Origin of the sequence: Thiorhodococcus minor (assembly GCF_010820565.1) — a bacterium.
GTDB lineage: Bacteria > Pseudomonadota > Gammaproteobacteria > Chromatiales > Chromatiaceae > Thiorhodococcus > Thiorhodococcus minor.
This window is the reverse complement of the sequence record NZ_JAAIJQ010000028.1, coordinates 61,077-69,756: the sequence shown is the minus strand read 5'-3', so window position 1 is coordinate 69,756 and position 8,680 is coordinate 61,077. Positions and strand designations below refer to the sequence as shown.

8 protein-coding genes are annotated in these 8,680 nt (G+C 65.3%); 4 read left to right on the top strand and 4 right to left on the bottom strand.

All coding sequences use genetic code 11. From position 1 onward, the window contains the following. Window positions 1–231: 231 nt before the first annotated feature. Window positions 232–2,922: a calcium-translocating P-type ATPase, PMCA-type gene (locus tag G3446_RS11305; RefSeq protein WP_164452936.1), complete on the bottom strand. Its 2,691-nt coding sequence runs from the start codon at window positions 2,920–2,922 to the stop codon at window positions 232–234. 477 nt (window positions 2,923–3,399) lie between these two features. Further along, window positions 3,400–4,371 (bottom strand): transaldolase, encoded by a 972-nt coding sequence (gene tal / locus G3446_RS11300; protein ID WP_164452935.1) that lies wholly within the window; start codon window positions 4,369–4,371, stop codon window positions 3,400–3,402. Between the two features lie 151 nt (window positions 4,372–4,522). Between tal and G3446_RS11295 the strand changes: the two genes are divergently transcribed. Next, entirely contained in the window at window positions 4,523–5,056 is a 534-nt protein-coding gene (locus tag G3446_RS11295) for an HD domain-containing protein (RefSeq protein WP_164452934.1), read from the top strand. 112 nt (window positions 5,057–5,168) lie between these two features. Here G3446_RS11295 and cysG read toward each other — a convergent pair whose 3' ends face one another. After that, the gene (cysG, locus tag G3446_RS11290) at window positions 5,169–6,599 is read right to left on the bottom strand and encodes a siroheme synthase CysG (RefSeq protein ID WP_164452933.1); all 1,431 of its coding nucleotides are present in this window, start codon (window positions 6,597–6,599) and stop codon (window positions 5,169–5,171) included. 96 nt (window positions 6,600–6,695) lie between these two features. Between cysG and G3446_RS11285 the strand changes: the two genes are divergently transcribed. The 3 genes from G3446_RS11285 (at window position 6,696) to dsrE2 (ending at window position 7,943) form a co-directional block, all read left to right on the top strand. Continuing rightward, a complete protein-coding gene (locus G3446_RS11285; protein ID WP_164452932.1) occupies window positions 6,696–7,019 on the top strand; it encodes a rhd_2599 family sulfurtransferase in 324 nt (107 codons plus the stop codon). 129 nt (window positions 7,020–7,148) lie between these two features. Continuing rightward, a complete protein-coding gene (locus G3446_RS11280) occupies window positions 7,149–7,379 on the top strand; it encodes a sulfurtransferase TusA family protein (RefSeq protein ID WP_164452931.1) in 231 nt (76 codons plus the stop codon). A gap of 84 nt (window positions 7,380–7,463) precedes the next feature. Then, window positions 7,464–7,943 carry a sulfur carrier protein DsrE2 gene (gene dsrE2, locus G3446_RS11275; protein ID WP_164452930.1) on the top strand — a complete coding sequence of 160 codons (480 nt, stop codon included), beginning with the start codon at window positions 7,464–7,466 and terminating at the stop codon, window positions 7,941–7,943. 153 nt (window positions 7,944–8,096) lie between these two features. On the opposite strand, the gene G3446_RS11270 is transcribed toward dsrE2, so the two are convergent. Next, entirely contained in the window at window positions 8,097–8,666 is a 570-nt protein-coding gene (locus tag G3446_RS11270) for a hypothetical protein (RefSeq protein ID WP_164452929.1), read from the bottom strand. Window positions 8,667–8,680 lie beyond the last annotated feature (14 nt).

Sequence of the window (8,680 nt, the reverse complement as noted above, 5' to 3'; positions counted from 1 at the left end):
TTATCGTCCCGGCCCCCCCCCCCCCCCCCCCCCCCCGGCCCCCCCCCCCCCCGGGGGGGGGGGGGGCCCCCGGCGCCCGGGTGTTTGCCCCGCGCCGTTTTTTGGGGGGGGCCCCCCCCCCCCCCCCCCCCCCCCGCGGGTTCGTTGTCCGCGGGCCCGGGCGGGCCCGGGGCCTAGCCCATCCCCCCCCCACCCCCCCCCGGCGGCGGAGCCCGCTTTCCCGGATCGCGCCTACCCGGCGGTTGCCGACACCGGATTGCCGATCCAGCGGTTGCGCAGGATCTTGCGCAGCAGATCGATCGGGATGATCAGCACCGCGAGCAGCAGCACCAGCCCCCATTCGCCGAGCGAGAGCCCGACGGTGCGCAGGATCTCCCCGCCGAAGGAGATGAAGAAGACCTGGATCGCCATGATCGCGGGGATGATGATACTGAAGAGCCGGTTGTCGAGCAGGTGCTCGAAGAGGTTCAGGCCCTGGGTGCGGGCGTTGAAGGTGTTGAAGACCTGCACGAAGACGAAGAAGGCGAAGAAGGCCGTCAGGAATGTGGCCTCCGCCTCTGGGGTGCCGACCGCATGGCCGCCGGAGAACCACTCCCTGCTCAGGTCGCTGGTCAGGAAGAGGATGCTGAGCGCGGCGATGATGCCGCCGTTGATGAGGATCGAGGACCACATGTCGCCATTGATCAGCGGCTCGTCGCGCCGCAGGGGCGGCTCGCCCATATAGCGCTGCAGGGCCGCCTCGCCGGCGAAGGCAAGACCCGCCAGGGTATCCATGATGATGTTCAGCCACAGCAGTTGGGTCATGGTCAGCGGCAGGTCGAAGCCGAAGAACTGCCCCAGGAAGACCACCAGGATCGCCGAGACGTTCACTGTCAACTGGAAGATCAGGAACTTGCGGATCGACTTGAAGAGGGTGCGCCCGTAGAGCACCGCCTTGGTGAGCGAGGAGAAGTTGTCGTCGAGGATGACGATCTCGCCGGACTCCTTGGTCATCTCGGTGCCGCTGCCCATGGCGAAGCCGACGTCGGCGTTCTTGACCGCCGGGGCGTCGTTGACGCCGTCGCCGGTCATGCCGATCACCAGCCCCATCTCCTTCGCCAGCTTGACCAGGCGGCTCTTGTCGGTCGGGAAGGCGCGTGCGACCACGTAGAGATGCGGCAGGATCGCCTTGAGCGCGTCGTCGGACGTCTCGGCCAGCTCGGCCGAGGTCATGACGATGGCCTTAGGATCGTCCTCCAGCAGGCCCACGTCCTTGGCGATCGCCTGGGCGGTCTCCTTGGCGTCGCCGGTGATCATGACCACATGGATGCCGGCCTCCTTGGCGGTCTTGACCGACTGATAGGAGGTCGCCCGCAGCTCATCGCGCATCCCGAACACCCCGACCAGGGTCAGGGAATCGGGCAGGGCGTTGGTCTCGGCGTCGATCGGCGTCTCGGCGACGGCGACCGCGAGCAGGCGCATGGCGCGCGCCGACAGCTCGTCCATGGCCGCGCGCAGCGCCGCGGCGTCGCCCAGATCCCGAACCTGGCCCTCGCCGTCCAGCCAGCGTGTGCAGTTTTCGAGGATGACCTCGGGCGCGCCCTTGACCAGCGTCAGGTCGCGCTCGCCCGTGACTTGGGTCGCCGAGAACTTGCGCGTGCTGTTGAAGGGGATGTGGTCGACCATCTCGATCCCGCTGCCGTTCGCCAGATAGGGGCTGACGAAGCGCAGCAGCGCCTGCTCGGTGCGGTCGGCGCCGACCAGCTTGGGGTCGTTCGGGTCGCTGGCGTCGATCACCGCGCTGGTGTTGTTGCGCAGGCTGAAGCCGGCGTCGTCGCGCAGCGCCTGTGGGATGGCGTCGAGCGACTCGTAACGCTCGCCGGACCCGGTCAGGAAGGCGCTCACCGAGAGCTTGCCCTGGGTGAGGGTGCCGGTCTTGTCGGTGAAGAGCAGATTGAGACTGCCGGCGGTCTCGATGCCGAGCAGCTTGCGCACCAGCACTTTCTCGCTCAGCAGTTTCTTCATGTTGATGGCCAGCACCATGGCGATCATCATCGGCAGCCCCTCCGGGACCGCGACCACGATGACGATGATGGCCAGGATGAGGGCGGTGACCACGTCCTTGACGATGAGGCCGCCGTCCTGCGCCCAATAGGTCTCCAAGCCCCCGCCCTGCAGAATGACGGTATTGAACATGAAGGCGAGGAAGATGAAGCTCGCGCCGACATAGCCAAAGGTCGAGATGTGCCCGCCCAGCACGGTCAGCTTGTGCTGGAGCGGCGAGAGCCGGTCCTCGGCGGATAGCAGTTCCGACATGGTCTGGCCATAGCGGGTCTTGTCGCCGACCGCGGTCGCGCGCATCACGCACTCGCCGTCGACCAGCAGGCCGGCACGGGCGAGGCGGTGGTCGTCACCCGCCGTCTCGTCGGCGGCGCCCTCGGGCAGCGCGGTCTTGCGAACCGGCTCGGACTCGCCGGTGAGGGCGGCCTCGTCGACCTCGGCATGGCCCGCGATCAGCAGGCCGTCGGTCGGGACCGTGTCGCCTGGCTGCAGCAGGACATGGTCGCCGACCACCAGGTCGTTGATCGGGATCTCGGTCAGATGTCCGTTGCGGAAGACCTTGACCTCGATCATGGAGGCCTCTTCCAACAGGCGCTGGAAAGACTGCTCGTTGCTGTGCTCGGACCAGGTGGCCACGAAGGTGGCGATGACAACCGCGAAGGCGATGCCGACGCTCTCGTACCACTCGGCGTAGCCGAAGACCGTCAGCAATACCGTGATCCCGAGCGCGACGATCAGGATGATGATGATTGGATCCTTGACGTTGCCGAGCAGTTTGTCCCAGAAGGTCTCGACCTCCTGGCTGGCGACCGCGTTGGATCCGTGTTGGGCTCGGGACAGCTCGGCGTCCCGGTCGGTCAATCCTGGATAGGCGAATTTCATGACGACGCTTGACTCTCAGTGGTTTGATTCTTGGGTGGTGAGCCGATGATCTCGCCACCTGGGGCAAGACCTAAAGGGCATGTATGGATTTTTGGGCGAATCGCCCGTCCGACCTAGTGCCGGGCCATCGAGCATCTAGCCTACAGCAGTACCGAGCGCCGAGCACAGATCCCGGTACTTGACGTGGCAGGCTTCCAGTCCTTTGTGCTTGGGGGGCAGTCGAAGGGGTTCTCGGGGCGCGCGCTGGTGGGTCTCCTCGAGCGGCGCCTCTTGGGAAGCTGGACGAGAGCCCACACTGCTGAGCGCAACGGTAGTGGCGCCAAGACGCCGAAGCGGACCGGTCCGGGCGCGGAGAAGATACCCCGGCTGCGGTGCTTTGCCCTCGCCGCGGTCAAATCCCGTAGCTGGACTGCAGGGGGCTTGCCGTGCGACCGATCCCGATGCCTGTCACGAAGCTCTGCCGGATGGGGCGCGGTGCTAACAGTTCTGGCAGACCTCGTGGGCGAACTGCTCCAGCTTGCGGGTATCCGCGGCGAAGAGTCGGATACCCTCGGCGAGCTTTTCGGTCGCCATGGCCTCCTCGTTGACCTCCCAGCGGAAGCTCGGTTCGTCGAAGCTGACCTTGGGGATGTCCATGCTTCGCGCCTTCTCTGGGTCGAGCTTGCGTGGCACATCGCCATCCGTGGATGCGAGCTCGCCGAGCAAGCTGGGTGAGATGGTCAAGTAGTCGCATCCCGCCAGCTCCAGGATCTCCTCGAGATTGCGGAAGCTCGCGCCCATCACCACGGTGTCATAGCCGTGGCGCTTGTAGTAATTGAAGATCCGGGTGACGGATTGCACGCCGGGGTCTTCGTCCGCCGGATAGCCGGCGACCTTCTCCGCGCTCTTGTACCAGTCCAGGATTCGGCCGACGAAGGGGGAGATCAAGGTGGCGCCGGCGTCCGCCGCCGCGACCGCCTGCGCGAAGCTGAACAACAGGGTCAGGTTGCAGTGGATCCCCTGCCGCTCCAGGGCTTGCGCGGCCTGAATGCCCTCCCAGGTCGAGGCGATCTTGAACAGGACGCGCGTCCTCGGGTCCACGCCGGCTTGCTCATAGAGCTCGACCAGGCCCTCGGCGCGGCGCCGTGTCGCTGCGCTATCGAAGGAGAGCCGGGCGTCCACCTCGGTGGAGACCCGTCCGGGGACGATCTTGAGAATCTCGGCGCCGAAGTTGACGGCCAGCTTGTCCATGGTCCAGCGCGCCTGTGTCTGGCGATCCGCGCTTCCCCGCTCCTGACCGAAGAGCACCGCATCTTCGACCAGCTCCCGGTATTGCGGCATCTGCGCGGCCTTGTAGATGAGCGACGGGTTGGTGGTCGCATCCTGGGGCTGGTATTCGGCGATGGCCTCGAAGTCGCCCGTATCTGCGACCACGGTCGTCATGCTCTTGAGCTGCGTCAGCTTGGTCATGGTGCGGCACCTCCCGGATGTGGCTAGACCGAATCGAATGCTCGATGACTAAATGCTCGGTGACTTTAGCTTTCGAAGATGACGGTTTCGATGGGTTAAACAATGACCCGCCTCCACATTACGAAACGATCACAGAAGATTCGGAGGAGCTATGGACCAAGCTGGGCTCGAGCTGATCGCGGACGCGCTCGCCTTTGCCGCACACAAGCACCGCGATCAGCGGCGGAAAGACCGCGAGGCGTCGCCCTACATCAACCACCCGATCGCGCTGATGCGGGTCTTGTCGCTCGAGGCCGGCATTGCGGACGCAAGGGTCTTGGCAGCGGCATTGCTGCATGACACGGTCGAGGATACCGAGACGCTGCCGGAGGAGCTGGAGGCCCGCTTCGGCGCGGAGATTCGCCGGCTCATCATGGAAGTGACGGACGACAAGTCGCTGCCGAAGGCGGAGCGCAAACGCCTCCAAGTCGTGCATGCGGGCAAGGCGAGCGAGGGCGCGCGCCTGGTCAAGCTGGCCGACAAGATCTGCAATCTGCGCGATGTCGCCGACAGCCCGCCGCTGGGCTGGGATCTCGCACGCCGCAGGGCCTATTTCGATTGGGCCGCCGAGGTCATCGACCAGCTGCGCGGTACGCATGCGGTCTTGGAGGAGCTGTTCGACCGTGCCTACGCGCGCCGGCCGTGATCGTCCGTTCGGTCCTGCTTCACGGGAAGGGTGCCGCCGGGAGGGTTGGCCTCCAGGTCAACGGGTGCCGGCCTAGAGGCCGGCACTCCCGGCATGGGCATTGTCGCTCGGCTCAGGCGCTCGGCACGATGGGGGTGGTGGCGCCCAGCACGGGCTCATCCGGTGGGCGGAACCAGTTGAGCTTCTCTCTGAGCTCGACGACCTCGCCGACGATGACGAGCGTCGGTGGCGCGGGCGGATCCGCGGAGACGATGTCGACGATGGTCGACAAGGTGGCCGTGTAGACGCGCTGGAGGTGCGTCGTTCCTTGCTGAACGAGGGCGATCGGCATGTCGCCCGAGACACCGTGCTCCATCAACTGCTCGACGATCACGGGCAGTCCCACCAAGCCCATGTAGAAGACCACGGTCTGGTTCGGCTGCGCGAGCGCGGGCCAATTCAGGTTGATGGTGCCGTCCTTGAGGTGGCCGGTCACGAAGACGACGGACTGGGCATAGTCGCGATGAGTCAGGGGGATGCCGGCGTAGGCCGCGCACCCGGATGCGGCCGTGATCCCCGGGATGACCTGGAAGGGCACGCCTTCCGCGGCCAGGGTGTCGATCTCCTCGCCGCCGCGCCCGAAGATGAAGGGGTCGCCGCCCTTGAGGCGCAGCACCCGATGTCCGTCCTTGGCGAGATCGGCGAGCAGCCGGTTGATCTCTTCCTGGCGCATGGCGTGGTGATTGCGCTGCTTGCCGACGTAGATGCGCTTGGCGTCGCGCCGCGCCATCTGGAGGATGGCGTCGGCTACCAGGCGGTCGTAAACGACGACGTCCGCTTGCTGAATGAGGCGCAGCGCACGGAACGTCAGCAGGTCCGGATCGCCCGGGCCTGCGCCGACCAGGTAGACCTCGCCCATGTCGCGCTCAAGTGCGTCCGGCGCCAGCTCTTGCTCGATGACGGCCTCCGCCTCCTCGAGCTGTCCGGCGAAGATCCGCTCGGCGACCGCGCCTTCGAGCACACGGTCCCAGAAGCGCCGCCGGTCGCGCTGGTCGGTGAAGCGCTGCTTGACGCGCTCGCGGTATTTGCCGCTGAGCTCGGCGAGTCGCCCATAGCCGGCCGGAATCAAGGACTCCAGCTTGGTGCGCAGAAGGCGCGCGAGCACCGGGGAGGACCTGCCGGTTGATACCGCAACCGTCACCGGCGCGCGGTCGACGATGGAGGGCAGGATGAAGGTGCAGGCGTCCGGATCGTCCACCACATTGACTGGGATCTGTTGCTCGTTGGCGAGTCGCGCGATCTCGCGGTTGACCGCGCGGTCGTCGGTGGCCGCGATGATCAGGGTATTGCCCGCGACGTCGTTCGGCTCGAAGGCGCGTGCGAGGTGATTCAGCTCACCCCTCTTGACCCGCCGATCGAGCGCGTCGCAGATCTCAGGTGAGATGACCCTGACCGCCGCGCCCGTGCGCACCAGGCTGCCGACCTTGCGTGCGGCCGTGGCGCCGCCGCCGACGACGAGGCAGGGCCGGCCCTGCATGTCGAGAAAGATTGGGAGGAGTTGCATGGCGCTCTTAACACCCCTGGGCCAGCGTTGTCATTGAGCTGGCATTCAAAAGTCCTTAATATACTTAAATACTTTGTTTTAGGGTAGGACGAGCGCGTGGTCAACGAGATCGATTCGGAATCCTTGAGCGACAGGCTCAAGGACGGGGAGGGCGTTTTGCTGGTGGACATCCGCACGCCGGCCGAAATGGGGCAGGGCATGATACCGGATGCCCTGCAGCTGCCCATGCACCTCATCCCGATGCGGATGAGCGAGCTGCCGAAGGATCGCGACGTCGTGCTCTATTGCCGCAGCGGTGCCCGCTCCTATCAGGCCTGTGCCTACATGATGCAGCAAGGCTACGACCGCGTCCTCAATCTGCGCGGCGGGATCATCGCCTGGGCGCGGCATGGCTTCCCGATCGAAACGCCCAGCGCCTGATTTTTCAGGCGTTTCGCTTGGCAGGGCGGCCGTTTGAGCCACCTTGCCTTTTTCAGGGGATTCGCCTATAACCGCGAACTCTTGTTCTTACTGATATTCTAAAACGAGCTCAAGCTGGAGGTACTCACAATGGCAGATTTCGATCAAGAGCTGGATGCAAGCGGCCTCAACTGCCCCCTTCCCATCCTGCGTGCCAAAAAGACCCTGAACGCCATGGCCGGCGGCCAGATTCTCCACGTCATCGCGACGGATCCCGGCTCGGTCAAGGACTTCGACGCCTTCGCCAAGCAGACCGGCAACGAGCTGATGGAGTCGAAGGAAGATGGCGGCAAGTTCCACTTCCTCATCAAGAAGTCCTGATCGCTCAGAGTCCTCGGCTGACTGAGCTAGCCATTCAACACAATCGATAATTTGCGGGCCCGCGTGGCGCGCGAGGAGGACTCGATGGAGCAGAAAAAGCTGGCGATCATCGCCACGAAAGGCTCATTGGACTGGGCCTATCCGCCGTTCATTTTGGCATCCACGGCGGCCGCGCTGGGTTACGAGACTCAGATCTTCTTCACCTTCTATGGCCTCCAGCTGCTGAAAAAGAAGCTGTCGCTCGAGGTGACGCCCCTCGGCAATCCGGGCATGCCGATGCCCATGGGGATGGACAAGTGGTTCCCCGTGCTGGGCATGACGCTGCCGGGCATGCAGGGCATGATGACCTCGATGATGAAGAAGAAGATGCAGAGCAAGGGCGTCGCCAGCGTCGAAGAGCTGCGCGAGCTGTGCCAGGAAGCCGAGGTCAAGCTGATCGCCTGTCAGATGACGGTCGATCTCTTCGATATGGAGACCTCGGAGTTCATCGACGGCGTTGACTATGCCGGCGCTGCGGCATTCTTCGAGTTCGCGGGCGAGAGCGACATCTGTCTCTATATCTGAGGACGCGAGCGTCTGTCGTGTCGCAAACGCCGCCCACCGGGCGGCGTTTGCATTTGTGCCGAGCGTCCGCCGGGCGCTCGGGAGAAGCGGTCAGCGAGCAGCGTCCGGACTTCTCGCCATGGCCGCGCTGATGCCTGTGGGCGAGTCCTGGGCCTATTGCGGATATCCAGGCGCTGCGCGCTGGCCTGGGTAAGGCGGGTAGGCCGGATGATAGGGGTAGGGCTGGGGCGGATAGATCTGCTGGTAGGCCGGCCTCGGATACCAATAGCGCGGCCGTTGCTCGGGTGCCGCGGATTGCTCGGTCTTGGCGGGCGCCGCGGATGCTGCGCCGGCTTCCGGCCGAGTGGGCTCTGCGCTCGCTGGCATCTCGGCGGCTTGTGCCCGAGACGGCGCTGCCGCCGGCTCGGCTTGGGGTGCCTCGTCCGCCTTCGGCCGGGATGCCGGCTGGGCCTCGGAGACTTCCGGCTTACTCGCTGTTGTCGCGACCTGCGGCTGAGTCGGTGCGTCCGCTTGCTGCTTCGCGGGTGCCGCGGGTGCCAGGGTGACCTGGCCGATGGGCTTGAGGCGTGCGCTGACCGTAGCGGCGTCTTCTCCCTCTGTGGTGCCTGATCCATGCGAAGACACATAGATCGCTCCCGCCGCTACGGCGAATCCCACCAGCCAAACGGGTGCTCGGCCAAGACCGAGCCGGCTGGGTGAGGTCACATTATCGACTGCATTCATAAGAATCTCCTGTT